Genomic DNA, 24,118 nt, shown 5'->3' on the forward strand with positions numbered 1-24,118 from the left:
ATCTGAAGTTTAGGTGGGGGTAACGTAATTGCAGGAGAAGCTGAAGGGCTTTGGCGGGAAGTTTCAAGAGTTTTTCGCCAAAATGAGCAAAAAGACGCGGGTGATCCTGGGTTGTGTGCTGGGCGCGTTGATTCTGGCCGGCGCAATTTTTGCGGTTATTATGAACAATCGACCCTACACCGTCCTGTTTACGGGTCTAAGTGCGGAAGAGATTTCCTCGATCACTACCTATCTGAACGACAAGGGCGTGACGGATTTTCAGGTGCAGGGAACCGATACGATTCTGGTGCCTGAGTCTCAGGAGGCTCAGCTGAAGGCGGATTTGCTGATGCAGGGATATCCCACATCGGGTTTCGCCTATGAGACGTATCGCAAGGGTGTGGGCACCATGTCCACAGACTCGGACCGGCAAATGGCGTATCTGCAGGATTTGCAGGACCGGATGGCCGGCGTCATCCGCTGCATGGACGGAGTAAAGTCTGCGGTGGTCACCATTGCTCAGGGCGAGGACCGGCGCTATGTTCTGGACAGTAGCAACACCGTAGACGCCTCTGCCTCGGTCATGGTAACGATGGAAAGCGGCGCGGCCCTCTCCGCCCAGCAGGCCACCGCTATCCGTAACCTGGTGGCCCATGCGGTCCAGGGCCTTGCAATCGACAATATCGCCATCTCGGACGCTCTGGGCAACGTCTATTCCGGAGGAAGCGGGATTACCGGCGCGTCGGATGCCTCCGAGCTGAAGCTTCAGCTGGAGGAACAGGTGAACAACAAGGTCCGCACCCAGATCATGACGGTGCTGACCCCGCTGTACGGCGCAGACAATGTCCGCGTGGCGGTCAGCAGCACCGTGGATGTGAACCATACCGTGGGCGAGACCACGCAGTATACCCTCCCCGACTGGGCTGGCGACGGCTCCACAAGCGGCGAGGGAATTATCGGTTCCAAGGTCTACGATCAGGAGGTTGTCCGGGGAGACAACGGGACTGTCGGCGGTGCGGTGGGCAACGAGTCCAACGCCGATATCAGCACCTATGTTGAAAAGCAGGCCAAGGCTAACGGCGATGAATCCTACATAAAGAACCAAGGCCAGACCAACTACAATGTGGATACCGACAAGGAGCAGGTGGAGCGGATCGCGGGCGTTGTCTCCGACCTGATGGTATCCGTCAGTATTAACAGCGCTGTCTCCGGAAGCGTGAACACCACAGAGCTGGTGAGCCACGTGGGCCATGCTGCGGGTATCGCACCCAATGAACAGTCCGATAAAATATCGATTCTGCTGGCGCCGTTCTACAACCCGGACGGTGAACCCGTTGCCCCTGCAAGCGGATTGAACCTGCCCCGGTGGGCGCTGTTTGCGGCGGCGGGCGGCGTGGTACTGCTGATCCTGCTGCTGATCCTGCTGGCGGTTTTGCGGAGCAAGCGCAAAAAGGCGAAGCAGGCGCAGTTTGCCACCATGGCCCAGTCCATGCAGATTCCCGTACCTCAGGTGGCCGAGGCCATGCCTTCAGCGGATGGCGCGGATATTATGACCATTAAGACGGAAAAGAGCATCCAGCTGCGGCAGGAAATCCGGAAGTTTGCAGAGGATAATCCTGAAATGGCGGCTCACATGCTTAAAAACTGGCTGAGAGGGGGCGAGGAGGATGAGCAGTAGCAAAAAGGCCAGAGTTGCCTCCACCACCGCGGCTGCCGAGAAAACGCAGGCGGCGTCGGCGAACTTCGGCGCCGCCGAGTCAAAAGCGGAAGCACTGAAGACGCAGCAGCAACTCCAAAAGGAGAAGCTGCCTCCTCTCACCGGTCCCCAGAAAGCCGCTGCGGTAATCGTCTCACTGGGCGCGGACAAGGCCTCCCAGATTTATAAACATATGGAATCCGAAGACGTGGAAACGCTGACGCTGGAAGTGGCAAAGCTGGGATACCTGGATTCCCGCCAGACGGAAGAGGTCCTGGGGGATTTCTATGAGCTGTGCCTTACAAACAAGGCAATCACCGAAGGCGGGCTGGAATATGCCAGAACGGTCCTGGAAAAGGCGTTCGGCGAACAGACCGCCGCCCAGTTGCTGGAAAAAGTGGAAAAGTCCATGAAAAACCGACAGTTTGCGTTTTTGGACAAGGCGGACCCGAAGTCCCTGTTCTCCGCTTTGCAGTATGAGCGGCCCCAGACCATCGCCTTGGTGCTGTCCTATGTCAGCCCCACAAAGTCCGCCAACGTGGTGGAGCAGTTGGACCCGGCAAGGCAGATCAAGGTTGTGGAGAACATGGCAAGGATGGAAAGCCCTTCTCCCTCCGCTATGAAGATCATTGAAACGGAGATGGGCCGCCGGTTCTCCACCATCATCAGCAGCAAGCACGTCAAGGTGGGCGGCATCGACTTCGTCGCCAGCCTGATGAACAATATCGACCGCTCCAGTGAGAAGAGCATCTTCGACGGACTGTCCGTTTACAATCAGGAGCTGGCGGACGAGATCCGCAAGCGGATGTTCGTGTTCGAGGACCTGGTCAACATGGACGACCGCTCGGTCCAGCGTTTCCTGCGGGACTGCGATCCCAAGGACATCGTGCTCTCCCTCAAGGCAACTACCGAAGACGTGGCAAACAAACTGCTCTCCAATATGTCCACTCGTATGGCGCAGAACATCAGAGACGACCTGGAGATCACGACCAATGTCCGCATGAAAGATGTGGAAGAGGCGCAGCAGCGGATCGTGGATGTGATTCGCAAGCTGGAGGAACAGAACGAGATCATCATCATAAAGGGCGGAAAGGACGACATCATTGCATAACGGGAGTGTCCTTAAAAATTTTATAAGGCCCAAAGCTGAGCCCTATCAGTTTCCGGACAATCTTCGGGATGATACGCCCACTGCCCCGCAAAAGCAAGAGCGTGAAGATCTGCGGGAGAGCTTTCAGGACGAGCTTTTTGTGGACGGAGCGCCGCGAATGGCGCGTCCGACAATCGGCGATGATCAGGAAGAGCCGGAGGAAGCGGATGCGCCAAAGGGGACGTCCGCCACTGACAATCCCATTCGGTTTGCCAATGTGCAGGCCGACGCGATCCTGAGCGCGGCCAGAGCAGAGGCGGAGCAGATAAAAACAGCCGCCATAGCGCAGGCTCGGTCCCAGGCGGACAAAATCAGGGAGGACGCCCGGCAGGAGGGCTACCGCGAAGGATATGCCGACGGCAACGCCGGAGCGGAGCAGGATTTAAAGGAGCGGCGGGAAGCACAGGCTGCTCAGATGGAAAAGCAGCTCCAAACTTTTTTGGGAAATGTGGCTCTAGCGCAGGATGAGATGATGGACGGAGCAAAGACCGACATGCGGGACCTGGCTATCGCGGTAGCCGAAAAGGTGGTGCGTATCAGCCTGAAGAGTTCCAGCGGTGTCATCGCAAAAATGATCCAGGACGCCACAGAGAAAATGAAGCGTCGGGAATGGGTTCACATCTATGTATCCGGCTGCGACGCCAAGGGCTTGACGCAGCTCACCCCCCGGTTGACCCGCGCGCTGTCGGGACTCTCCAGCCACATCCGCATCATCCCCGTGGCTGAGGAGGAAGACGGTACCTGTATTATAGAGACCCCGGACACCATTATAGACGCCAGTGCATCTACGCAGATGAGCAACATCCGCTCGCTGCTGGAGAACCTTTCGCCAGACGACGGCCCACCTCGAAATTTCGGGCGCCGCATGGGCGACCAGTGAAAAAGGAGCAGATGTGTGTTTGGACAAATGATCCAGCAGCTCCAGAATGCAGACACCTTCAGTCTGACGGGAAGAATCGAAAACATTGTCGGCATGTCCATTGAGGCTTCCGGCGGAAATGCAGCCGTGGGTGATATCTGCCGGATTTATAACGGCGACACCGGAGATCAGGTGACGGCGGAGGTGGTCGGTTTCAAGAGCGACCGCATTCTCCTGATGCCGTACTCCGATATGAGCGGCATCTCCGCGGGCAATTTTGTCCGCAACACGGGAAAGCAGCTTACTCTCCCCATGGGAACCTTTCTCCGGGGGCGCATTATCAACGCTCTGGGCCAACCCATTGACGGTGGCCCGCCCTTTGAAGGTGGATTCGCTCACTGTGTGGAGGGCAAATACATCAATCCCCTCGCCCGCCCCGCCATAACGGAGCGGATGGAGTTCGGCATTAAGGCCATCGACGGTCTTTTGACCATCGGAAAGGGCCAGCGTATCGGCATATTCGCTGGTTCCGGTGTAGGCAAGAGCACGCTGATGGGCATGATCGCCAAACACGTAAAAGCCGATATCAATGTCATCGCCCTGGTGGGCGAACGCGGACGTGAGGTTTTGGACTTCGTCCGCAAGGACTTGGGCGAGGAGGGCATGGCCCGCTCCGTTTTGGTGGTGGCCACCTCTGACCAGCCCGCGATGCTCCGCAAAAAATGTCCCTCTGTTGCCACCGGCGTCGCGGAATACTTTCGGGATCTTGGGTACGATGTGCTGTTGATGATGGATTCCTTGACCCGGTTCGCCATGGCCCAGCGGGAGATTGGCCTTGCTGTGGGGGAACCCCCTGTGGCGAGAGGGTACACGCCCTCCATTTACGCCGAATTGCCCAAGCTGCTGGAGCGCAGCGGCAATTTTGAAAAGGGGTCCATTACCGGGGTTTACACCGTTCTGGTGGAGGGCGACGACACAAACGAGCCGATCTCCGATACCGTCCGCGGCATTCTGGACGGGCATATCGTTCTGTCCCGGCGGCTGGCCGCCGCAAACCACTATCCGGCCATTGACGTGGGGGCCAGTATTTCCCGCCTGATGACGGACATTGTTCCGGTGGAGAGCCGCCGCGCGGCGGGCCGTATCCGCGACATCATGGGGGTTTATGAAAAGAGCTCCGACCTGGTGTCCATCGGCGCGTACAAGGCGGGCACGAATCCAAAGCTGGACTACGCGCTGAGCAAGATCGACGCCATTGACGATTTTCTAAAACAAGGCGTGGACGAGTCGTTTTCCTACGAGGAGACGGTGCAGCAGATGGAGCAGATTCTTCAATGAGGCGGCTGAGCGTCGGAAAGGGGGTCCAACATTGTGAAAAAGTTTCAGTTTCCGCTGGATACCGTATTGGACTACCGCCGGCAGGTGCAGGATTCTCTTCAGGTGGAGCTGGGGGCCGTCGCAGCGGAGGTGCACCGGCAGGAAGAGGTTCTGACTGCGGCCCGGCAGCGGTATTCAGAAATCAATCAGGAGTACCGGGAAAAGAAGGCCAGGGGTATCAGAATTGCGGAGGTCCGGGGCTACGAGATCGCATTGGAGGTCCAGGAAGCGGCCATCGCCGGGGAGACCGCGAAGCTCAAAAAGCTCCAGAGACTGATGGAGGCCAAACGCCGGGAGCTTGTGAGCGCGAAGCAGGATGCCTCGTCCGTGGAAAAGCTGCGGGAAAAGAAACTCCGCGCTTATACGAAGGATCTGGAGAAGAGCGAGGAGCAGTTTATTGATGATTTGGTGTGCGCCGGTCGTGCAAACGCCGGGAATGCATCACTGTAATCATAAATCGCAGACCTATTTCATTGAAAGGAGGTGAAAGGATGAATACGATGAACGAATTGCTGCAAATGACGCAGTACATGTCGACAGCCCAGACGCCGCGTACGGTAAAGGCGGATTCCGGGCAGAAGACGAGGAGCGACGGTGCTTCCGGCTTCGACAAGCTGATGAAGGATCGCGCCCAAGCGGATGGAGCAAAGGCGTCCCCGGAGCAGACGAAAATTGGCACAAGCGCAAAGACAGATGCAGTGGGGCAGTCGAAGGACCAAGCGGACCAAGCGAACCCGAAGGACGAGACACTGAAGGAAGTGGCGGTGGCCATGACAATGCTCATGGCACAGGCCGCGCCGGTGCAAATCCAGACGCAGGAGATCCTGCCGGAGGAGCCGCAGGCCCAGATCGCGGCGCCGGTGGAGATGCTCACCTGTCAGCAGCCGGACGGGCAGGCGGACCTTCAAAACAGCGAGCCCACGGCGGCTTTACAGAGCGCCGCGCTTTCAATGACCGGAGAGACGGAAGTTTTCGGGCAGCAGAAGGCGCCCGTTTTCCAGACCGCTCAGAACACTGAAATTTCCCAGACCCCACAGACTTCGCAGACCCCTGGGGAAGTCACTGTGACCGTGCAGTCCGACAAAAGCCAAAGCAGCGGAAGTACAGATGAGCAGTCTGGGGACACCGGTTTGCCCCCGCGGAATGGCCACAGCGAGACACTCCGGACGGAGAACGCCGATGTCGGAATTGCCCAGCCTCTGTTCCGCGATGTGCAGACCGTCCCCGTAAAGGTGGGCGAGACCCCGGTGGCGGACACCAAACAGCCCGACCTGGGCGCCCAGCTTGCAAAGCAGATCGGAACGACTCTGAAGGATGGAGCGCAGCAGGTGAAGATCCAGTTGACACCGGAAAGTCTGGGTACGCTGACCATTGACCTGACCCGGACGCAGGACGGCGCGCTTCAGGTGGTGCTTCACACCACCACGGAAAAAGCGGCGAACCTTTTGAGCCAGCACGTGGAGAATCTGGGCGCCCTGCTTCAAAGCAACACACAGAACACGGTTCAGGTAGAGGTTCAGCGGCAGGAACAGAATCAGCAGTTTCAACAGCAGTCCCAGCAGCAGAATCAGCAGCATGGGCAAAGTCAGCAGCACAGCCGCCACCAGCAGAGCGGAGAGGATTTTCTCCAACAGCTCCGGCTGGGTCTGGTGACGCTGGACGAACAGGTGAGCTGACAGATTCAGACTCTTTAAGAAAGGAGCAGTTCCATGAGCAGTTATATCGGCGATATCGCATCACTTGCCAGTACCAACAGCACCACGGCGACCAAGAGCAAGTCCGATTCTCTCAATCTGGACATGACCGACTTCCTGCAAATGATGGTGGCACAGTTCCAGAATCAGGACCCGGAAAACGCCGCCTCCACCACCGACATGCTCAACCAGATGGTGCAGATGTCCATGATCCAGGCCATCACCAACATCACGGACGCCGTCAGCCTCAGCTATTCCGCGTCCCTGGTGGGGAAGGAAGTGACCGTGGGTTCTTATGACTCCGACGGGAAGCTGAAGGAAATTGTAGGGACTGTTACAGGCACGGGATCCTATAACGGAAGTCCAGTGGTTTTTGTTGACGGAGTAAGCTATAACATGAGCAGCATCATGGCGGTGGGCCGTCTGCCCGCTTCCAAAGATTCCAAAGACCCGCCCGTTTCTCAAGACCCGAAAGACTCCACCGCAAAAACCTGACGGCGGTGCGAAAAACATTTGAGTTCCATCTCAAACGGTCAAAGGAGTGAGTGCAATGATTGACCGGATATCCCCGCTGCAAAGCGGCAGCCTTTCCCCGAAAAAGACCGTCGCCGGCGCGGCGCAGACCTCCTTTGGAGAGCAGCTGCTTCAGCGCCAGCAGGAGAGCCAGATTGTCGCGTTTTCCAAGCACGCGCGGGAGCGGGCGGAGCAGCGCGGCATCCAGGTGGACGACCAGCTGATGAACCAGCTCAGCGACACCGTGGAAAGGGCCCAGGCCAAGGGCGCTACCAATATTCTGGCGTTCGACACCACACGGGCTTTTATCATCAACGTCCCCAATGGGCGGGTGATTACCACCATGTCCCCGGAGGAGATGAAGGAAAATATTTTTACCAATATAGACGGCGCCGTGATCCTGTAACAAACAGAGAGCAGGACCGGAAGGATGCTCTGGGGAAGGTCCGATTGACTGTTCCCCGGCGGCGCCAACCGAAAGGAGTTTTTACCCATGACAGGTGCAATGTACGCAGCGATTTCGGGCTTGAAGGCCCATATGCAAAAACTCAGCGTCATCGGCAATAACATCTCAAACATAAATACACCAGCCTATAAGGCTTCGCAGGCCCTTTTCAGCGAGGCGATCTATACCACGCTGACCTCCGGTTCCAACGGCTCGGCTTCGGCCGGCGGCGTGAACCCGTCCCAGCTTGGCTACGGGTGCAGTGTCGGTTCAATCTCCATGGATATGAGCACCGCCAGCTTCAACGCCGACGGCAACAATATGCACTGCATGATCGACGGTGACGGTTTCTTCCTGACAGGCGATAAGCCGGCGGCCACCACCAACGCCGATACCCCGCCGAAGACGACATTGACGGAGACCGATCCCCAAAATTTGGAGCTCAGCCGTGTGGGCGATTTCAAGTTTGATTCCCAGGGGTATCTGGTGGATGGCCGGGGCAATGTAGTTTACGGCTTTGTAACGTACACCACGGCGACGAACAACACCATGGATAACGCGGAGAATCCCAAGACCAGCACGCAACTGGTCCCCATTCGGCTTCCCATTGCGGCGGCGACTTCTGCGGACGCCGGCGCTCCCGCTGCCGGAACGGCTCTGTATCCCACGCTGGACAGCACCACAAAGATGAATGCGTATCCTGCCGGGAGCGGAAACGCCATCACCGCCGATAGCATCGCCATCGACAGGGCTACCGGCAAGATCACCGCAGTCAATAAGGCCGATGGCAGCATCACCGTGGTCGGCTACCTCGCACTGGGAACCGTGGCCAATCCCAACGGCGTCACACGCCTGCAAAACGGGTACTATCAGGCGGGCGAGGGCGCGGGGAACTGCGCCGCGACTTCCGTTGGCGGCGCAGTGACAGGCTATTACAACAACAAGGCGGCTGGTGATACCGGCGCGGTGGCGGTCCAGAGCTCCGGCAAAACGGCGCTGATCACCGGAGGCCTCGAGTCCTCGGGCACCGACCTTGCCACCGAGATTGCTGAGATGATCACCACCCAGCGCGGCTATCAGGCCAACACCCGCATAATCACCGTGACCGACTCCATGCTGGAGGAACTGGTCAATATGAAGCGGTAAACTGAGACGGCTGAAAGACATGAACCTTTTGGCGCCTTGCCGGGCACGGGGGGTTCCCCGGCCCGGCAGACGCCGACTTTTGAGAGGAGGAACCCATGATCATTTTGACTAAGATGAATAACGACAAGTTCCTGGTGAACCATTTGCAGATCGAGTGCATTGAGCTGATCCCCGAGACCAAGATCGTGATGATGAACCGCAGCTATTATCTGGTCCGCGAGACAGCGGAGGAAATTGTGCAAAAAATAGCGGAATACAACGCCAAGGTTCAGGACATTGCCCGCGCGGTCAGAGTAATTGGTCAGCGCTGAGGAAGAGAAGACGGAGCATTTCCAGCTCCCACAGGGCTGGCTTGATCCGCGCGCGCGGAAAATATGGCACAGGCGCACATGGGGATCAGGCGAGCGCTTTAGAAAAAAATCGGACGGCGGCGGGCCTTGCGCCTTTCGTCCGGCAGGGGTGAGAGAAACAGATGAATTTAACCTTTATTATTGGAACAGTAGTTGCCATCGTAATTATGATATTAGGCATGATGTTTACCAGCGCGGGTGGCCACTTCACTGTAAAACCTTCGCAGGTCATCAACTTTTTTGATCCGTCCAGTGTCCTGATCGTTATCGGCTGCACGATGGCGGTGGTGGTGGCAAGCTTTCCACCTAAAATGCTGAAGGCGATGCCGAAGCATTTTATGATCATGCTGAACACAAAGAAGTATGACCCTATGTATTACATAGACCAGTTGGTGGAACTGGCGCAGGTGGCCCGGAAAAACGGCCTTCTGGCGCTGGAGGAAAAGGCCAACGCTCAGACAGATCCGTTTTTCAAGCAGGCCATTATGCTGATTGTGGACGCCAACGACGCCGACAAGGTCCGGGGCATTCTGAATAATGACATCGAATGCATGTCCGCACGGCACGACGGCGTGGCGGGTATGTATGAACGAGGGTCCGCCGTGGCTCCGTCTTTCGGTATGCTGGGTACGCTGGTGGGTCTTATCAATATGCTGAAGAACATGAATCTCTCCGGCGACGGAGGAGGATCGTCCAGTATCGGTACCGACATGGGTACCGCCCTGATCACCACGCTGTACGGCTGCGTATTGGCCAACATGATCTTTAACCCCATTGCCTCCAACCTGAGGACGCGGGATGAGGAGGAAGTTCTCTGCAAAATGATTATTGTGGAGGGCATTATGTCCATTCAGTCCGGTGAGAATCCCAAATCTCTGCGGGAAAAACTCCTGACCTTTGTGGACCAGAAGCAGCGCGGCGGCGATGGCAGCGGCGCTAAGGGTGAAAAGAAGAGCAAGAGCAAAAAAGAAAAATAATCCCGGAAGAGACGGGGGAGGTGAGCGGCGTATGAAAAAGCGCAAGAGCGGCGGCGGAGCAAACTGGATGGATACCTACGGTGACATGGTGACGCTACTGCTGTGCTTCTTTGTTTTGCTGTACTCCATGTCGACCATCGACCAGCAGAAGTGGGTCCAGCTGGTGCAGAGCTTCAACCCGGATGCGTCCCATGAACCCACAGAGATGAAAGGAAACAATGGCCAGCTGGCAGACCCAACCGGCGGAGCGGAGGGCGGAGGCCCCCAGCAGACGCAGGATGAGGTCGACACGTCCATCGAGCAATTGTTTCTCGATCTGAAGGCCTATGTTGCCCAACAGGGAGCGGCGGAAAACATTTCTGTCTCCAAGGGCGACGGATATGTTTTTATCTCCTTTAACGACGCTGTTTTTTTTGATGGCGACAGCTATGTCCTGCGGCCGGACGGCAAGGATGTTCTGGACGACGTGGGGACGATCATTGGAAAAGCCGGCGCTGCCATTGACGAGCTGCGGGTTTTGGGGCACACGGCTCAGGGTGATCCCAACAAACCCAACAATCCAACGGTGGATCGGTTTTTGTCATCTGACCGCGCCACAGTGGTGCTGGTCTATTTACAGGAACAGAATATTCTGGACCCGGCCCGGATGATCAGCATGGGCTATGGGCAGTTCCGTCCCGTGGCGGACAACAATACCAGTGAGGGTCGGTCGAAAAACCGCCGGGTGGAACTGATTGTCACCGGCCGGAATGTGACCAGCACCCTGGGCGATGGAATTGAGCAGTATTACACGGAACGGGGAACGGAGTCCCCGGTTTCCACGCAGACCAAAACGGACGGCGCTGTGGTCGGATAACACATGGCGGAGTCCGAATGCCGTACAGCGGCAAAAGCAGAAAAAGTGGAAGGGGAGGGGGATGCCGATGTCGGAGGTGTTGTCACAAAGCCAAATCGACGCGCTGCTCAGCGCTGCCCGGAGCGGAGAAAATATTGAACCCGCGGAAGATACGTCGAAGGAAAAAAAATACAGAAAATACGACTTCAGAAGCCCTCGAAAATTTACCAAAGACCGATTAAAAATGCTGGACAGCATTTTTGAGAATTATTCGAGAAACCTGAACTCACGCGTCAATGCCCTGATGCACACCAGCTGCGAGATCAGTGTGGAGTCCGCCGAGGAGCAGCGGTACTACGAGTTTTCCAATGCCTTGATTGAGGGCGATGTCGTAACGCTGGCCTACGTGAAATACGGCGATGTGCGAGAGGATACTCCGGCACTGCTGCATGTCAGCAAATCCTTGATGCTGAGCATGATTGACCGTATGATGGGCGGCGAGGGCGAAGTCGACGATGAGTTAGATCCGGAATATACCTTTACTGACTTGGAATTGAGGATTGTAGAAGGACTGAGTCAGTATTTTGTGGAGAATCTGGGCGAGAGCTGGCAGAATTATATTCAATTGGATTTTGAATATAGCCGCGTGGAGCCGAATCCCACCATGATCCAGCCGCTCGGATTGGATGAAATTGTGGTTATTATGGACCTGACGGTAAAATTTCCAAACTGCGACGGACATATGAGCGTCTGCCTTCCCGGAATGGTGCTGACCAATATCTTCAGTGAGATCAGCCGACTGAACACGACCCATAAAAGTCAGGATGAGACAGCGGGAAGAGAAATTTTTGAGTCCTTGAAAAACACGGAGATCGATCTGATTGCGGAAATATGTCATACGAAACTGAAACTAAGCGATATTTACCATTTAAACGTGGGGGATGTGATTGACCTGAAGCGGCCCAAAAATTCCCCGGTCTATATCAACATTGGCGGAAGACGCTGGTTTGACGGTATGATGGGCGTACACAACAAAAACATGGCGATAAAAATAGGAAAGACCTATTATGAGCCGGAGGGAAGGAACGTCGAACGGGATGGCAGATAACATATTTAACTCCATGGAGCTGGATGCAATCGGGGAAGTCATGAACATCAGCCTCGGCTCCTCCGCAACCGCGGTTTCCAATTTGCTGGATCATCGGGTGGAAATCACGACGCCAAGGGTCTCTGTTAGCGATGTGAAAGACTTCAGTATCAGCGATCTTGAGCCGGCCATCGGTGTGGAGATTCGCTACATATCCGGTCTGGTGGGCAGCAACATCATGCTGCTTAAGCGCAGCGATGTAAAGGTCATCGTGGACATCCTGATGGGGTCCGAGACACCGGACGAAGAGTTCGAGATGAACGAGCTTACCATCAGTGCTGTATGCGAGGTCATGAACCAAATGATGGGCGCGGCCTCCACGGCTCTGTCCGATTTTCTGGGGATTCCGGTCAACATCTCCACGCCGGAGTCTTTTGAACTGAAGAATTTTGAAGAATTTAAAAAGGATCATTTTCCCATACAGGACGGCAAGTGTGTGGTCGTCCGGTTTATGCTGAAAATCGATAATATACTGCAAAGCGAGTTTATCAACGTCATGTCCGTGGACTTGACGAGGGAACTGCTCTCCGGCTTGGGTCTTGGAGAGGACGAGGATGCCGCACCTCCGGAGTCCACCGCCCCGGAGCAGGTTGCCTCCCCACTGGAAAACGGTCCGAAGCTCAGTCAGGCGGAAATTGAAAAGCTGGTGAACAGCACTCAGTCCGCGCCTCAGCCGCCCTCACCTCCCGCTTCTTCCGGCGGTACCATGAGTCAGGCGGAGATTGAAAAGCTGATGGGTACCGCGCAGCCCGCGCCTCAGCCGCCCTCGCCCCCCGCATCTTCCGGCGGTTCCATGAGTCAGGCGGATATTGAAAGACTGATGGGTACCATGCAGTCCGCGCCTCAGCCGCCCGCGCCCCCCGCTTCTTCCGGCGGCACCATGAGCCAGGCGGAGATCGAAAGACTGATGGGTACCATGCAGTCCGCGCCGCAGTCCACCCAGGTACCCCAAAAGCCTTCGCCGCCGCCTTACCCCACACCCGAGGGGCAGATTCCATCTGCGTCTGGCGGATCATATCCGATGCCGCCGTACGGGCAATATGCTCCGGGATATTATCCCCCTCCCGGCTATTATCCCGCGCCGCCCCTGATGGCGCAGTCCGCACCGAAGATGATTCAGTCATCCCCGGCAGAGATGCCGAAGTTTTCCAACGGGGAGCCGTTAGACGAACAGCAGGCGGAAAACCTGGATCTGCTGATGTCAGTGCCGCTGGAGGTTTCCGTGGAGATCGGCCGGGCCCGCAGAAAGGTACAGGATGTGCTGGCGTTTACCAAGGGGTCTTTGGTCATGCTGAACAAGTTGGCCGGCGATCAGGTGGACCTGTTCGTAAACGGACAGTGCATTGCCAAGGGCGATGTGGTGGTCGTTGACGATAATTTCGGAATTCGCATCACTGAGGTTTTGAAATCTCCCAATCCCAACGAGCTGATTAACGGATAGGCCGGACGACCGATAGCAAAAAACTAAAATTCCAAAAGACAGATCAGAGAAAAGGAAGGTTTAATCATGGCTAAGATTTTAGTGGTTGACGACGCAGCATTTATGCGAAAGGTTATTAAGGACACTCTTTCCAAGAGTGGGTATACCGAGCTGTTTGAGGCAGTGGACGGTGCGGACGCGGTGGAGAAATACGGAGAAATTCACCCTGATCTGGTCATCATGGACATCACGATGCCCAATATGGACGGACTGGAGGCCCTGAAAGCGATCCGCGGAAAGGACAGCAACGCAAATGTGGTCATGTGTTCCGCCATGGGGCAGGAGAGCATGGTCATTGACGCGGTGCGCTCCGGCGCAAAGGATTTCATCGTGAAGCCGTTTAAGGCTGACCGTGTGCTGAAGACGGTGAATTCCATCGTCGGGAATCCCTGATCAATGACCTGGGCGGAAATTGGCACCCTTTTCGGAATGCTGACGGCAGTCGTCGTCATTTTGCTCCTGGCATGGCTGTTTACCCGGTATCTGGCCGGACGGACACCGGGAGCAATGCGCTTTTCCCGAAACCGGGACGGAAGGCTCCGGTTGTTGGAACGGATGCCTCTGGGCCGCGAGCAGTATCTGGCGGTGGTCCGGGCGGGGGAAACGTATCTTCTTCTGGGTGTCACCGGCAGTCAAATCACGCTTTTGCGGGAGCTGAGCGCCGAAGAGGCGTCGGCATGGACCGAGGAGGAAACCGGCGTTTCGCCGGGTGGCGGACCCGGAGTACCCATCCCCTTTCGGGACGCACTGCGGGAAGTCTGGAAACAGAAAAAGAAGTAGGAGGGAGTATCACGTGACAGACACGCTGGTCAATGTCAACGGCAATAACGTACAGGCCCTTCAAATCCTGTTTCTGACAACAGCCATCACCTTGCTTCCCTCGCTGCTGGTGATGATGACGTCCTTTACGCGGTACATTGTGACGTTTTCCTTTCTGCGCTCTGCAATGGGAACGCAGCAAACGCCCCCCAACGTGGTGCTGATCGGACTGGCGTTGTTTTTGACACTGTTTACCATGAGCCCTGTGCTTTCCAGCATCAAGACCGACGCCTACGATCCGTATGTCGCGGAAAAAATCAGTCAGGAGGAATTCATCGACCGGGCGGAGGTCCCGCTGAAGGATTTTATGCTCCGCAATACCGAGACGTCTTCCCTGAACCTGTTCTGCGATCTGGACAAATCGGTGGAACGGCCTGCGGACGAGTCCGCGGCCAAGGCCCTGCCGATGCACGTCATCGTGCCCTCCTTCATGACCAGCGAACTGAAGAGGGCGTTTGAAATCGGCTTTTTGTTGTACATCCCCTTCATGCTGATCGACGTGGTGGTGGCCTCTACATTGATGTCCATGGGCATGATCATGCTGCCCCCGTCCATGATCTCCACTCCCTTCAAGCTGCTCTTGTTTATTGTACTCAACGGATGGGAACTGCTGTTCTCAACGCTGGTGCAGGGCTTCCATTAGAAAGGGGCGATGGGATGGACCTGAATGCGGGTGAAATTCTTCGACAGGGCATTTTTGTGGTGGTCAAGCTGGCCGGCCCAATTTTGCTTTTGAGCATGATCGTGGGCGTGTTGGTGGCCATTTTTCAGGCGGTCACACAGATCCACGACCAGACCCTGGGCTTTGTATTGAAGCTTCTGGTGACGGTTCTGGTGTTGTTTGTCGGCGGCGGCTGGATGATGAACACGCTGGTGGAGTACAGCAAGTACCTGTTCACCCTGATGCTATAAAGCGGGGTGGTTCCATGATTGACTGGGGCAGGCTCACCCTGCTGTTTTACATTCTGATGCGGATGAGCGGATTTGTGCTGTTCATTCCGCTGCTGGGGCGGCGAAACGTCCCCGGTATCTTTCGGGCGGGGCTGGTTTTGACCCTTACGTGGTTTGTGGCGTCCTTCACGAAGGGGACCGCTCCCGTTCCGGTCAATCTGGTGGAGTTCAGCGTGAAATTGCTGTTGGAGTTGGGCGTCGGGTTCATGGTGGGAATGGCAGTCCAGTTTTTTATTTATCTCATTCCCCAGCAGGCCGGCGAGATCATCGACAATCAGATGGCCATGACCATGTCCCGGGAATACGACCCCGGCTCTCAAATCTCCATGTCCGTCTCCGGCACGCTGTTCACCATTTTGATGACGCTGCTGTTCTTTACGGCAAACGGCCAGAACACCCTGCTCCGCATTTTACTTTCCTCCGGGGAGATTGTCCCGTTTGGGGAGGCGGCGCTGGGAAAAGGCGCCATGCAGTCGGCGGTGGAGCTATTCATCGAGTGCTTTGTGCTGGCGGTGAAGCTGGCGGTGCCGATTCTGGCGGCGGAGCTGCTGGGGCAGATCGGAATGGGCGTTTTGATGAAGGTTATTCCACAGATCAATGTGTTTGCCATCAACATCGAGCTGAAAATGATCATCGGGCTGGGTTTGATGCTGCTGTTTATGTCGCCTATCAGCGAGTTTTTGCTGAAGGCTGAAAACGAGATGCTTCTTGCCGTACGGGATACGCTGACGACGTTGGCCCCGTAGCAGGGACGGCTGTTGACAAAAGGGGGGAGCATCTGTGCCGGAGGGCAATAAAACAGAAAAAGCAACCCCCAAAAAGCGGCGGGACCAACGGAAAAAGGGTAATGTCTTCCTCAGCAACGACGCAGTGGCTGTGGTGACGCTGTTGGCCGGTTACATGGCTCTGCGCATCACCATGAGCGGCGCGGTGGAGCAGCTGAGCAACTTCTTTCGCCTGTGCATGCAGACGGCCCAGAGCCTTTCCGAAGTCTCCTTGGCGGGCCGTCTTCCAGAGCTTCTCAAGGAGGCGACATACACCCTTTTTATGGCGTTGGGGCCCACCGTGCTTGTGATTGTGGCGGCAGCCCTGGGGGCCACGTTCCTTCAGACTCGCATGCTGGTATCCGGGGAATCCATCCAGCCTAAATTCAGCCGTATTAATCCCCTGGAGGGCTTTAAAAAACTGTTTTCCCTGCGCAGCGTGGTGGAGGCCGGCAAGGGCATTATCAAGATCACGATCCTTCTGATCATCATCTATCACTTTATCAGCGGGTGCATGACGGCTTTTGTCAACTATATGAACACGGACATCTCGGCGGTCTGCGGCGACATCCTCAGCCGTCTGAGCAGTATGATTCTCCAAATCATTATCGCGTTTATTGCCGTGGCCGGCGCCGATTTTTACTATCAGTGGTGGGATTACGAGCGTCAGATGCGCATGTCGAAGCAGGAGGTCAAGGAAGAGTACAAGCAAACCGAGGGCGATCCCCTGATCAAGAGCAAAATCCGAGAAGCTCAGCGCAAAATATCCCAGTCCCGGATGATGCAGCAGGTGCCGCAGGCGGACGTGGTTATCCGAAACCCCACCCATGTGGCGGTGGCTCTTAGATACAAACCGGAGCAGGACAGCGCCCCCGTGGTGATGGCAAAGGGACTGGACGAGCTGGCGCTGCGCATTGTGAAGGTAGCGGAGGAAAACCATATCCCAACGGTTGAAGACGTTCCTCTGGCCCGTTCCATCTATGCCTCCGCCGAGCTGAACCGGCAGATTCCGCCGGAGCTGTATGGCGCGGTGGCAGATGTGTTGGTATACATCTATCGCGTGAACAATCGGGACTTGAGCAAGGAATTGAGCAAAAAGGACCAAGGCGGCGGGAAACAGCCGCAGTCGGACAGGCCCGGAAGCAATTAAATTGAGATTCATACAGGAAAGGCGGCGCCGCGATGAGACGGATTTCCAACAACATCATATCGATCTTCGTGGTCGTGGTCGTCCTGTTTTTGATTTTGCCGCTGCCCACGCAGCTGATGGATATTTTAATTATCTTCAATATCTCGCTGTCTATCGTAATCCTATTGATTACCATGAATATTTCAGACGCGCTGGAATTCTCCATTTTCCCCTCACTGCTACTGGTGACTACTCTGTTCCGATTGGCACTGAACGTGTCCTCCACCCGGCTGATTCTCTCCAACGGCGGCTATGCGGGTACGGTCATTAAGGCCTTCGGCCAATTGATTACCCGCGGAAACATCGTCATCGGCATCATCATCTTCCTGATCATTGTGCTGATGCAGTTCATCGTCATCACCAAGGGTGCCGAGCGCGTTGCCGAGGTAGCCGCGCGGTTCACTTTGGACGCTATGCCCGGCAAACAGATGGCCATTGACGCGGATCTCTCATCCGGTCTCATCAACGAGCAGGAGGCGAGAGCCCGCCGGGAAAAGGTCCAGCGTCAGGCGGATTTTTACGGCGCTATGGACGGCGCCACGAAGATTGTCAAAGGCGACGCGGTGATGAGCCTCATCATCACCATAATTAACTTTGTGGCAGGCCTGATTATCGGCATGGTGCAGGGGGGCGGAGATTTCAGCAGCGTTGTACAGGTCTATTCCATCGCCACCGTCGGTGATGGCCTGGTGTCTCAGCTTCCCGCCCTCATGATCTCCACTGCCACCGGCATGATCGTCACCCGCAGCGTGTCCGAGGGAAGCCTCAACGGCGACGTACTTCGGCAGTTCAAAGCCCAGCCCCGGGCCATCATGGTGGCGGGCATCGTGCTGCTGTTTTTGGCCGTCATGCCCCAGACGCCTCATCTGGCGCTGCTTTTGGTGGGCGTGACGCTGCTGCTTCTGGGACGCCGCGGACTTCAGAGAATGGAAAAGGAGAAGGAGGAGCAGGCCATTCAGGAGGCGAAGGCCAGGGAGCCCGCGGAATCCGCCAAGTCCCCAAGTGAGAACGAGTATTACAAGGACATCAACAATATCTATTCCCTGCTGGATGTGGAGCCCATTGAAATGGAGTTTGGATACAGCCTGATTCCTCTGGTGGACGAGGCACGGGGTGGACGGCTCATCAGCCGCATTGTCATTTTCCGCCGCCAGTATGCGCAGGACATGGGTTTTGTGGTTCCGTCGGTACGGCTGCATGACTCCGCCACCTTGGGGACGAACCAGTACGTGATCAAGATCAAGGGCGAGGAGATCGCCAGAGGCGAAATCCTTGTGGACTATTATTTGGCGCTGGAGCCGACGGCTCCCGGCGGCGAAATCGACGGCATCGAGACCATTGAGCCGGCGTACGGCATCCCCTCGCGGTGGATTCTGCCGGAAAGTCGGGAGATGGCGGAAATTTACGGATATACCGTCATTGACCCCCTCTCTGTTATGCTGACACACCTCTCCGAGACCATTAAGAAGCACGTATATGAGCTTTTGGACCGAGAGGAGACCATTCGGCTGGTGGAGAATCTAAAAAAGGCGGCGCCCCAGTTGGTGGAAGAGACAATTCCCAATTCCATCTCCTACGGTATGCTGGAAAAGATTCTGCGGAATCTCCTGAAGGAGGGCGTTCCCATCAAGAATCTGGGCACCATCGTGGAGACCACGGCGGACGCCATGAACAACACCCGGGACACGGACCTTATCACCGAGGCGGTCCGCGGCTCCCTGACCCGGACCATCACCCGCCGCTTCTGCGAGCACGGACAGCTTCGGGTGGTAACGCTGGACGCAGAGGTGGAAAAGCAGATCGTAGGGTCTCTCACCAAGAATGAGCAGGGCGTCTATCTCGCCATGGGCGCCGATATGATGCAGCTGATCGTCTCTCAGCTGGGGGAGTGCGTCAAGAAGTTCGCCGAGCTGAGCCAGACGCCCATTATCCTCACAAGCCCCGTCATCCGCGTTTATTTGAGCCGGATGCTGTCCCAGTTTTACCCGAATTTGTATGTGCTGTCCTTCAATGAAATTACTACGGATATTCAGATTCAGGCGCTTGGCAATATCACGATGCAGCATAAGAAGGAGACGGTGGAAAAGGCCTGAACAAGGTCTCTCAATTGCGGAGTGTCTGTGCGTCCAGAAAGCTTGCCGAAAGGATAGGTCGGGAAAATGAGCGATACGGCTTTGGCTAAAAATTTAACAGCAGAAGCCGCCGCGCCCGTCGTCTTGAAAGAGCGGGAGATCAAGGCGCTGCCTACCGACGAGCTGCTGAGTCTCTATAAGTGCACAGGAATTCAGGAGTATAAGTGGCCGCTGGTTTTGCGGTATGAGGGGCTCATCAAAAGCATTGCGCTGCAGATTTGCGGAGTGTACAGCGGCTTTGCGCAGGTGGACGACATCGTAAACGAGGGGATCATCACCCTGATGAATTCCGTGGACAAATTTGACCCTGAAAAGGGGACGAAGTTCGAGACCTATGTGTCCAAGCGCATCCGGGGTATGATCATTGACTTGGCCCGGCAGCAGGACTGGCTGCCCCGGAGCGTGCGCAAGCGCGCTCGGGAGATTGATCAGGCGGTGAACGACCTCAGCAATCGCCTGAACCGGTTCCCCACCGACCGGGAGATTGCCGAATACATGGGACTGAGTATGGACAAGTACCACGAGGATGCGGCGGCAACGGCTCTTTGCAACATCGTCTCGCTGGAGGCCATCTTTGAGCGCCGAGGAGAGGGCGACACAGGAATTTCCCTCGCGGCGGAAGAAGCGGATTTGCCTGAGGCAAGCGTCCAGCAAAAGGAGATGCGGGAGCAGCTGGGCGCCGGAATCCGGACGCTGCGGGAAAATGAGCAGTTGGTGCTGTCCCTCTATTACGAGCGTGGACTGAACATGCGGAATATCGCGCAGGTTATGAAGATCAGCGAACCGCGCGTGTCGCAGATCCACAGCAGGGCAATTCAAAAATTGCGCGTTTATCTGGACCCCTACATGGGTGGAAAGCCGGAGCGCAACAAGAAACGGGAGTGATGGAATGTTCAAGGGGTTCTATAATCTGACCTCCGCGATGCTGTCCCAGGGCAAGCGGCTGGATGTGATTTCCAACAATATGGCGAACGTGGCTACCGCGGGCTATAAGTCGGATACCTACGTCGACAGCACCTTTCGGGAATACATGGTCAGCCGCGTGGGAAACAAGGACAAGAGCAATCCTGCCGAAATCGGCCCCGCCAGCTACATTCTGGCCCCCAGTCGGCTCTATACGGACTATACGCAGGGGGTACTGGAGGAGACGGGGATGCCGCTGGACTTCGCCATTCAGGGCAACGGTTTCTTTGCCGTCCAAACCGGAGACGGAGTGGCCTATACCAGAGCGGGCAGCTTCGCCCTGGACGACGAAGGGTATCTGTGCCTGCCGGACGGCAGCCGGGTCCTGGACGCCAAAGGAAAGGAGCTTCCCCTGAACACCGACAAGATCAAAGCGGATGCTTCCGGCGCGATCTATATGGAGAACGGTCAGTTTCTGGGACAACTCGGCGTCTATTCCTTTAACGACAATACCCAGCTTCAGCGCGATGCCCAGGGCTACTTTACCGGAGGCGGAGCGCAGGCGGCCACGGGCGTGGCGGTCCGCTGGAAGGCGCAGGAGCAGCCCAACATTAATCTCATCCAGCAGATGACTGGCATGATCACCGCTCAGCGGGCGTTTCAGAGCGCCGCGGAAGTGAGTAAAATGTACGACCAGCTGATGACCAAGGCGGCCACTAACCTGGGTAACGTTTAAGAGAGGCAGTGAGCGGATTTGAACAGTTCCTTCTTTACCGCCGCGGTGGGCGCGGCGCAGCAGCAGCTCCGTCTGAACGTGCAGGCGAACAACATTGCCAACGTAAATACTTACGGCTTTAAGGCTCAAAAGCCCACCTTTGCATCGCTGATGTACGGCAACGTGAACGGCGTCAACAATCAGAGGCTTCCCCGTGGCTCCGGCGCGAAGATGGCCATGGACGGAACGGATTTCAGCGGCGGCGCCATTGCCAATACCGGCCGCACCCAGGACTACGCCATCAACGGCGAGGGTTTTTTCGGACTCTATGACCCTACCAGCGGCGAGGTGTCTTACACCCGGGACGGGTCCTTTACTCTTTCGGAGTTTCACCGCCAGAAGCGCACGGAAGACGGCAGCGAAGCGGAGTTGGACGAAAACGGTCAGCCGGTGATGGAAACGGTATATATGCTCTCCGACGGATTGGGGCGGTTTGTCCTGAACAACCGGGGTGCGGTGACGGAGGTCACAGACTCGGAGGCGAAGCAGCCGGTAGGGGTGTTTGACTTTACCAATACCGACGGAATGACCCGCACAAGCGAGAATCGCTATATTCCCACGGGCAAAAACGGGCAGGTCCGCTTCGGCACCGGAACGGTTCAGCAGGGTGCGCTTGAGGTTTCCAATACGGATTTGGCGGAACAAATTACAAAAGTGATTGAAGCGCAGCGCTCTTTCAGTTATAATTTGAGAATGGTAACCACGTCGGACGAGCTTGAGAGCACAGTCAATAATCTAAGATCCTAAATTGCGCACTTGGTAAGGAAAGGGAAATCGTATGGATATTAAAAATTACGAAGACCTGAGCGGGTTGGAGATCGACACACTCAAGGAAATCGGCAGCATAGGCACAGGGAACGCCGCCACGGCGCTGTCCCAGCTGATTGGCAAGGAAGTGCGGATCACGCTGCCGGAAGTGCGCATCATGGGGTATAATGAGGCCATTGAGTGGATCGGCGGCCCCGAGGCCATCACGGCGGGCGTCTTGAGCCAGCTGGGCGGCGAAATCAACGGGATTATGCTCTCCGTGCAGCAGATGGACTTTATCAATCTGGTGCTCTCCAACGTGCTGGGCCGGCCGGTGACAGATTTTATACAGTTGCAGGAGATGCAGATTTCCACCCTGGTGGAGGTGGGCAACATCATGATCTCCACGTTTATAAACGCACTCAGCGGCCTGGCCGATATTTCCATCAAGCTGACGGTGCCGGCCTTTGCGGTGGACATGCAGGGTGCGATCTTAACGGTTCCCATGGCGGCTTACGGCGGCCAGTCGGACTATATCATGACCATTGGCGGCAACTTCATATGCGACAACAGGCAGGTTCCCTGTCGGCTGCTGCTGTCGCCGGATATTCGGTCTCTCAATTTCCTTCTGCGAAAGTTGGGCGTAATGGATGAATGACAAGCTGATTGTCGGAATCGCAGATATGAAAATGGCCGGAGACGGCGAGAAGCTGATTACCTATGCGTTGGGTTCCTGCATTGGGATATGTCTCTATGAGCCGCAGCGCAAGCTGGCTGCACTGATTCATATCATGCTGCCGCTGAACATGGAAACAGGGCGGAAGAATGCCTATAAATACGCTGACACCGGTATTCGCACCACTTTGAGAGAGATGGAGATGAAGGGTGCCTGCCGCGCCGCCATCACTGCAAAGATCGCCGGCGGGGCCCGCATGTTCGAGGTTTCCGGAGGCAGTCTTGGCAATATCGGCCAGCGTAACAGTGAAAGCGTGCATCAGATTCTGCGGATGGAAAAGATCCGGCTGCTCTGGGAGGATGTGGGAGGAACCATTGCCCGCACGATGGAGTTTGACAGTGCCACGGGAAATGGCACCATCCGTTCCTATGGACATCCGGAGGTTAAATTCTGATTTGGTAGTTTATAGAGGGGCGGCCCTCTAAATTAAATAAACAGTGTGTGCTGCGCCGGAAACCGACACGCTCGCGGGACGGGAAAACTTCCGGCCTGTGGGGCGAGCACCGCGAAAGGAATGAGTGTTACGGGACAGAATAACAGTAATATCCTGTTGGAGTCGGGAACCAATGAGATCGAGATCATGGAGTTTATGATCAATGAGAACCTGTTTGGCATCAATGTGGCCAAGGTCCGGGAGATCATGCTGTCCGCACCGGTGAAAACCATGCCGCACGTCCATCCGGCGGTGGAGGGCATCTTCAAGCCCAGAGACCGGGTGCTCACGGTGATCAACCTGCCGAAATATCTGACCGGTGTGGATGTGGAGCAGCAGTCCAAGGATCTGTTTATCGTTACAAATTTCAACAAGATGTACATCGCCTTCCGGGTCCACAGCGTGGTGGGCATCTGCCGTATCTCATGGAGAGACATTCAAAAGCCGGACAATGCAATTTCCGGAGGAGCCGATGGTGTGGCCACCGGTATCGCCCAGTGTGGAGACGATCTGGTGACGATTCTGGACTTTGAGAAGATCGTGGCGGAAATCGCACCGGAAAGCTCCATTCAGATCAGCGAGATTGACCAGCTAGGTCCCCGAAAGCGCAGCGGTCAGCCTGTTTATATTGCGGAGGACTCCCTTCTTCTGAGCCAGATGATTCGGGATTCTTTGGGCAAGGCGGGTTACACGAACCTGCACATGTATCCCAATGGCCAGGAGCTGTGGGACAAGCTGACGCAGATGAAGGCTCAGGGGACTGCGCCGGGGGAAGTGGCGCTGGTCATCACCGACATCGAAATGCCCCAAATGGACGGGCATCGCCTGACAAAACTTATCAAGGACGATCTGGTTCTCCGCAAAATTCCGGTGATTCTGTTTTCCTCTCTGATCTCCGAGGAAATGAGGATCAAGGGTAAGCAGGTTGGCGCCGACGAACAACTCTCCAAGCCGGAGATCGCACATCTGGTATCAGTCATGGATCAGCTCTTAAAAGATACGTCCCAAAAAGCATGAAAGC

General features: G+C 56.1%; 27 protein-coding genes. All 27 read left to right on the plus strand.

What is annotated here, in order from left to right:
• Positions 1-28 precede the first annotated feature (28 nt).
• Positions 29-1,657, plus strand: coding sequence for a flagellar basal-body MS-ring/collar protein FliF (gene fliF / locus ABWQ15_RS07105; RefSeq protein ID WP_353908062.1), 1,629 nt, complete (start codon positions 29-31; stop codon positions 1,655-1,657).
• Complete coding sequence (fliG, locus tag ABWQ15_RS07110; RefSeq protein WP_353908063.1) at positions 1,647-2,786, plus strand: flagellar motor switch protein FliG; 1,140 nt, start codon at positions 1,647-1,649, stop codon at positions 2,784-2,786. Before fliF ends, fliG begins: the two co-directional genes overlap by 11 nt.
• A 157-nt stretch (positions 2,787-2,943) precedes the next feature.
• A complete protein-coding gene (locus ABWQ15_RS07115) occupies positions 2,944-3,705 on the plus strand; it encodes a FliH/SctL family protein (RefSeq protein ID WP_353908064.1) in 762 nt (253 codons plus the stop codon).
• A gap of 15 nt (positions 3,706-3,720) precedes the next feature.
• Positions 3,721-5,022 (plus strand): FliI/YscN family ATPase, encoded by a 1,302-nt coding sequence (locus ABWQ15_RS07120; RefSeq protein WP_353908065.1) that lies wholly within the window; start codon positions 3,721-3,723, stop codon positions 5,020-5,022.
• Positions 5,023-5,055: 33 nt separating this feature from the next.
• Positions 5,056-5,511, plus strand: coding sequence for a flagellar export protein FliJ (fliJ, locus tag ABWQ15_RS07125; protein ID WP_353908066.1), 456 nt, complete (start codon positions 5,056-5,058; stop codon positions 5,509-5,511).
• Positions 5,512-5,552: 41 nt separating this feature from the next.
• On the plus strand, positions 5,553-6,737 hold the full coding sequence (locus ABWQ15_RS07130) for a flagellar hook-length control protein FliK (RefSeq protein WP_353908067.1): 1,185 nt from the start codon (positions 5,553-5,555) through the stop codon (positions 6,735-6,737).
• 33 nt (positions 6,738-6,770) lie between these two features.
• The gene (locus tag ABWQ15_RS07135) at positions 6,771-7,250 is read left to right on the plus strand and encodes a flagellar hook assembly protein FlgD (RefSeq protein ID WP_353908068.1); all 480 of its coding nucleotides are present in this window, start codon (positions 6,771-6,773) and stop codon (positions 7,248-7,250) included.
• A gap of 55 nt (positions 7,251-7,305) precedes the next feature.
• Complete coding sequence (locus tag ABWQ15_RS07140) at positions 7,306-7,674, plus strand: TIGR02530 family flagellar biosynthesis protein (protein ID WP_353908069.1); 369 nt, start codon at positions 7,306-7,308, stop codon at positions 7,672-7,674.
• A gap of 87 nt (positions 7,675-7,761) precedes the next feature.
• Positions 7,762-8,859 (plus strand): flagellar hook-basal body protein, encoded by a 1,098-nt coding sequence (locus ABWQ15_RS07145; RefSeq protein WP_353908070.1) that lies wholly within the window; start codon positions 7,762-7,764, stop codon positions 8,857-8,859.
• A gap of 95 nt (positions 8,860-8,954) precedes the next feature.
• Positions 8,955-9,170 carry a flagellar FlbD family protein gene (locus ABWQ15_RS07150; protein WP_353908071.1) on the plus strand — a complete coding sequence of 72 codons (216 nt, stop codon included), beginning with the start codon at positions 8,955-8,957 and terminating at the stop codon, positions 9,168-9,170.
• Between the two features lie 161 nt (positions 9,171-9,331).
• On the plus strand, positions 9,332-10,186 hold the full coding sequence (locus ABWQ15_RS07155; protein ID WP_353908072.1) for a motility protein A: 855 nt from the start codon (positions 9,332-9,334) through the stop codon (positions 10,184-10,186).
• Positions 10,187-10,217: 31 nt separating this feature from the next.
• The gene (locus ABWQ15_RS07160; protein WP_353908073.1) at positions 10,218-11,042 is read left to right on the plus strand and encodes an OmpA/MotB family protein; all 825 of its coding nucleotides are present in this window, start codon (positions 10,218-10,220) and stop codon (positions 11,040-11,042) included.
• Between the two features lie 67 nt (positions 11,043-11,109).
• Positions 11,110-12,129 carry a flagellar motor switch protein FliM gene (gene fliM, locus ABWQ15_RS07165; protein ID WP_353908074.1) on the plus strand — a complete coding sequence of 340 codons (1,020 nt, stop codon included), beginning with the start codon at positions 11,110-11,112 and terminating at the stop codon, positions 12,127-12,129.
• Positions 12,089-13,609: a flagellar motor switch protein FliN gene (gene fliN, locus ABWQ15_RS07170; protein ID WP_353908075.1), complete on the plus strand. Its 1,521-nt coding sequence runs from the start codon at positions 12,089-12,091 to the stop codon at positions 13,607-13,609. The genes fliM and fliN overlap by 41 nt, the downstream gene beginning before the upstream one ends.
• A gap of 66 nt (positions 13,610-13,675) precedes the next feature.
• On the plus strand, positions 13,676-14,041 hold the full coding sequence (locus ABWQ15_RS07175; protein WP_353908076.1) for a response regulator: 366 nt from the start codon (positions 13,676-13,678) through the stop codon (positions 14,039-14,041).
• Positions 14,042-14,044: 3 nt separating this feature from the next.
• Positions 14,045-14,428 (plus strand): flagellar biosynthetic protein FliO, encoded by a 384-nt coding sequence (gene fliO, locus ABWQ15_RS07180; RefSeq protein WP_353908077.1) that lies wholly within the window; start codon positions 14,045-14,047, stop codon positions 14,426-14,428.
• 13 nt (positions 14,429-14,441) lie between these two features.
• Positions 14,442-15,110 (plus strand): flagellar type III secretion system pore protein FliP, encoded by a 669-nt coding sequence (gene fliP / locus ABWQ15_RS07185; protein ID WP_353908078.1) that lies wholly within the window; start codon positions 14,442-14,444, stop codon positions 15,108-15,110.
• 14 nt (positions 15,111-15,124) lie between these two features.
• The gene (locus ABWQ15_RS07190) at positions 15,125-15,379 is read left to right on the plus strand and encodes a flagellar biosynthetic protein FliQ (protein WP_353908079.1); all 255 of its coding nucleotides are present in this window, start codon (positions 15,125-15,127) and stop codon (positions 15,377-15,379) included.
• A gap of 14 nt (positions 15,380-15,393) precedes the next feature.
• Positions 15,394-16,164 (plus strand): flagellar biosynthetic protein FliR, encoded by a 771-nt coding sequence (locus ABWQ15_RS07195; protein WP_353908080.1) that lies wholly within the window; start codon positions 15,394-15,396, stop codon positions 16,162-16,164.
• 34 nt (positions 16,165-16,198) lie between these two features.
• On the plus strand, positions 16,199-17,332 hold the full coding sequence (gene flhB / locus ABWQ15_RS07200; RefSeq protein ID WP_353908081.1) for a flagellar biosynthesis protein FlhB: 1,134 nt from the start codon (positions 16,199-16,201) through the stop codon (positions 17,330-17,332).
• A gap of 32 nt (positions 17,333-17,364) precedes the next feature.
• Positions 17,365-19,464, plus strand: coding sequence for a flagellar biosynthesis protein FlhA (gene flhA / locus ABWQ15_RS07205; protein WP_353908082.1), 2,100 nt, complete (start codon positions 17,365-17,367; stop codon positions 19,462-19,464).
• A gap of 66 nt (positions 19,465-19,530) precedes the next feature.
• Positions 19,531-20,388, plus strand: a complete 858-nt coding sequence (locus tag ABWQ15_RS07210) for a sigma-70 family RNA polymerase sigma factor (RefSeq protein ID WP_353908083.1) — start codon at positions 19,531-19,533, stop codon at positions 20,386-20,388.
• A gap of 4 nt (positions 20,389-20,392) precedes the next feature.
• The gene (locus tag ABWQ15_RS07215) at positions 20,393-21,142 is read left to right on the plus strand and encodes a flagellar hook-basal body protein (protein WP_353908084.1); all 750 of its coding nucleotides are present in this window, start codon (positions 20,393-20,395) and stop codon (positions 21,140-21,142) included.
• A gap of 18 nt (positions 21,143-21,160) precedes the next feature.
• Entirely contained in the window at positions 21,161-21,928 is a 768-nt protein-coding gene (locus ABWQ15_RS07220) for a flagellar hook-basal body protein (RefSeq protein ID WP_353908085.1), read from the plus strand.
• A gap of 31 nt (positions 21,929-21,959) precedes the next feature.
• Complete coding sequence (locus ABWQ15_RS07225) at positions 21,960-22,586, plus strand: chemotaxis protein CheC (RefSeq protein WP_353908086.1); 627 nt, start codon at positions 21,960-21,962, stop codon at positions 22,584-22,586.
• A complete protein-coding gene (locus ABWQ15_RS07230) occupies positions 22,579-23,058 on the plus strand; it encodes a chemotaxis protein CheD (protein ID WP_353908087.1) in 480 nt (159 codons plus the stop codon). Before ABWQ15_RS07225 ends, ABWQ15_RS07230 begins: the two co-directional genes overlap by 8 nt.
• A 120-nt stretch (positions 23,059-23,178) precedes the next feature.
• Positions 23,179-24,114, plus strand: a complete 936-nt coding sequence (locus tag ABWQ15_RS07235; protein WP_353908088.1) for a chemotaxis protein — start codon at positions 23,179-23,181, stop codon at positions 24,112-24,114.
• Positions 24,115-24,118: the final 4 nt, after the last annotated feature.

The sequence above is a fragment of the Oscillibacter sp. genome (assembly GCF_040505565.1).
GTDB lineage: Bacteria > Bacillota > Clostridia > Oscillospirales > Oscillospiraceae > Oscillibacter.

Coding starts and splice junctions, on each gene's coding strand:
- fliG (WP_353908063.1), top strand. CDS start 1,647: ATGAGCAGTAGCAAAAAGGCCAGAGTTGCCTCCACCACCGCGGCTGCC.
- ABWQ15_RS07115 (WP_353908064.1), top strand. CDS start 2,944: ATGGCGCGTCCGACAATCGGCGATGATCAGGAAGAGCCGGAGGAAGCG.
- ABWQ15_RS07130 (WP_353908067.1), top strand. CDS start 5,553: ATGAATACGATGAACGAATTGCTGCAAATGACGCAGTACATGTCGACA.
- ABWQ15_RS07135 (WP_353908068.1), top strand. CDS start 6,771: ATGAGCAGTTATATCGGCGATATCGCATCACTTGCCAGTACCAACAGC.
- ABWQ15_RS07140 (WP_353908069.1), top strand. CDS start 7,306: ATGATTGACCGGATATCCCCGCTGCAAAGCGGCAGCCTTTCCCCGAAA.
- ABWQ15_RS07145 (WP_353908070.1), top strand. CDS start 7,762: ATGACAGGTGCAATGTACGCAGCGATTTCGGGCTTGAAGGCCCATATG.
- ABWQ15_RS07150 (WP_353908071.1), top strand. CDS start 8,955: ATGATCATTTTGACTAAGATGAATAACGACAAGTTCCTGGTGAACCAT.
- ABWQ15_RS07155 (WP_353908072.1), top strand. CDS start 9,332: ATGAATTTAACCTTTATTATTGGAACAGTAGTTGCCATCGTAATTATG.
- ABWQ15_RS07160 (WP_353908073.1), top strand. CDS start 10,218: ATGAAAAAGCGCAAGAGCGGCGGCGGAGCAAACTGGATGGATACCTAC.
- fliM (WP_353908074.1), top strand. CDS start 11,110: ATGTCGGAGGTGTTGTCACAAAGCCAAATCGACGCGCTGCTCAGCGCT.
- fliN (WP_353908075.1), top strand. CDS start 12,089: ATGAGCCGGAGGGAAGGAACGTCGAACGGGATGGCAGATAACATATTT.
- ABWQ15_RS07175 (WP_353908076.1), top strand. CDS start 13,676: ATGGCTAAGATTTTAGTGGTTGACGACGCAGCATTTATGCGAAAGGTT.
- fliO (WP_353908077.1), top strand. CDS start 14,045: ATGACCTGGGCGGAAATTGGCACCCTTTTCGGAATGCTGACGGCAGTC.
- ABWQ15_RS07190 (WP_353908079.1), top strand. CDS start 15,125: ATGGACCTGAATGCGGGTGAAATTCTTCGACAGGGCATTTTTGTGGTG.
- ABWQ15_RS07195 (WP_353908080.1), top strand. CDS start 15,394: ATGATTGACTGGGGCAGGCTCACCCTGCTGTTTTACATTCTGATGCGG.
- flhA (WP_353908082.1), top strand. CDS start 17,365: ATGAGACGGATTTCCAACAACATCATATCGATCTTCGTGGTCGTGGTC.
- ABWQ15_RS07210 (WP_353908083.1), top strand. CDS start 19,531: ATGAGCGATACGGCTTTGGCTAAAAATTTAACAGCAGAAGCCGCCGCG.
- ABWQ15_RS07215 (WP_353908084.1), top strand. CDS start 20,393: ATGTTCAAGGGGTTCTATAATCTGACCTCCGCGATGCTGTCCCAGGGC.
- ABWQ15_RS07225 (WP_353908086.1), top strand. CDS start 21,960: ATGGATATTAAAAATTACGAAGACCTGAGCGGGTTGGAGATCGACACA.
- ABWQ15_RS07230 (WP_353908087.1), top strand. CDS start 22,579: ATGAATGACAAGCTGATTGTCGGAATCGCAGATATGAAAATGGCCGGA.
- ABWQ15_RS07235 (WP_353908088.1), top strand. CDS start 23,179: ATGAGTGTTACGGGACAGAATAACAGTAATATCCTGTTGGAGTCGGGA.